General features: G+C 69.2%; 1 protein-coding gene. It reads right to left on the minus strand.

Annotation, left to right across the window (positions count from 1 at the left end; all coding sequences use genetic code 11):
- Positions 1-2: 2 nt before the first annotated feature.
- Positions 3-1,250: an IS256 family transposase gene (locus F8A92_RS18410; RefSeq protein ID WP_153506634.1), complete on the minus strand. Its 1,248-nt coding sequence runs from the start codon at positions 1,248-1,250 to the stop codon at positions 3-5.
- Positions 1,251-1,364: the final 114 nt, after the last annotated feature.

The following is a 1,364-nucleotide window of genomic DNA, read 5'->3' on the forward strand; positions in this document are numbered from 1 at the left end:
GGTTAGGCCGTGAGGGCCTGGAGCTCGGGTTCGGTCACCTCCTCGGCATCGGCGGTGGGGTCGACGGCCTGGGATCGGGCGAGGACGTCGAGTCCGAGGTAGCGCCGGCCTTCGGCCCACTCGTCGTGCTGCTCGGCCAGGACGGCGCCGACGAGCCGGACGATGCTCGGACGGTCGGGGAAGATGCCGACCACGTCGGTGCGGCGGCGGATCTCGCGGTTGAGCCGCTCGTTGGGGTTGTTCGACCAGATCTGGCGCCAGATCTCCTTGGGGAACGCCGTGAAGGCGAGGATGTCGGCGCGGGCTTCCTCGAGGTGCTCGGCGACGGCCGGGAGCTTTCCTTCGAGGGCGTCGATGACGCGGTCGAACTGGGCGTGCACCGCATCGGTGTCGGGTTGGTCGTAGATCGAGTGCAGCAGTGCCTTGACCCACCCCCACGAGGACTTCGGCGTCACCGACATCAGGTTCGCGGCGTAGTGGGTGCGGCACCGCTGCCAGGAGGCGCCGGGCAGACTCGCGCCGATCGCGGCCACCAGGCCGGCATGCGCGTCGGAGGTGACCAGCTTGACCCCCGACAGGCCGCGGGCGGTCAGGTCGCGGAAGAACGCTAGCCAGCCGGCACCGTCCTCACTCGAGGTGACCTGCACGCCGAGGATCTCGCGATGCCCGTCGGCGTTGACGCCGGTGGCGACCAGCACGTGCACCGGCACCACGCGGCCGCCTTCGCGGACCTTGAGCACGAGCGCGTCGGCGGCCATGAAGGTGAACGGCCCGGCGTCGGTGAGCCGCCGGGTGCGGAACTGCTCGACGTGCTCGTCGAGCTCACGTGCCATCACCGACACCTGCGACTTCGACAGGCCCGTGATCCCGAGGGTCTGCACGAGCTTGTCCATCCGCCGCGTGGACACGCCGAGCAGGTAGCAGGTCGCCACCACCGAGGTGAGGGCGCGTTCGGCGCGCTTGCGGCGCTCCAGCAGCCAGTCCGGATACAGCGACCCGCTGCGCAGCTTGGGCACGGCGACGTCGAGCGTGCCGACACGCGTGTCGAGGTCGCGGTGACGGTAGCCGTTGCGGGCGTTGACCCGCTCGGTGCTGCGTTCGCCGTAGCCGGCGCCGCACACCGCGTCGGCCTGCGCCGACAGCAGCGCGTTGACGAACGTGCTCAGCAGATCCCGCATCAGATCAGGGCTCGCCTGGGACAGCTGCTCGTTCAGGAAACGGGCAGGGTCGATACTTGGTACAGCGGTCATCAAGGTGTCCTTCTTCGAGTCGGTTGTGAGAGATCACTCGAAGGATCCACCTGGTGGCCGCGCCTACGTTGGAGGCACGCGCTCACTCAGGTCCGTCGTACACCACTCTGCTGG

Origin of the sequence: Cumulibacter manganitolerans (assembly GCF_009602465.1) — a bacterium.
Lineage (GTDB): Bacteria > Actinomycetota > Actinomycetes > Mycobacteriales > Antricoccaceae > Cumulibacter > Cumulibacter manganitolerans.

Bases quoted from the DNA above. Each gene is read 5' to 3' on its own strand.
- F8A92_RS18410 (WP_153506634.1), bottom strand. From the start codon at position 1,250: ATGACCGCTGTACCAAGTATCGACCCTGCCCGTTTCCTGAACGAGCAG.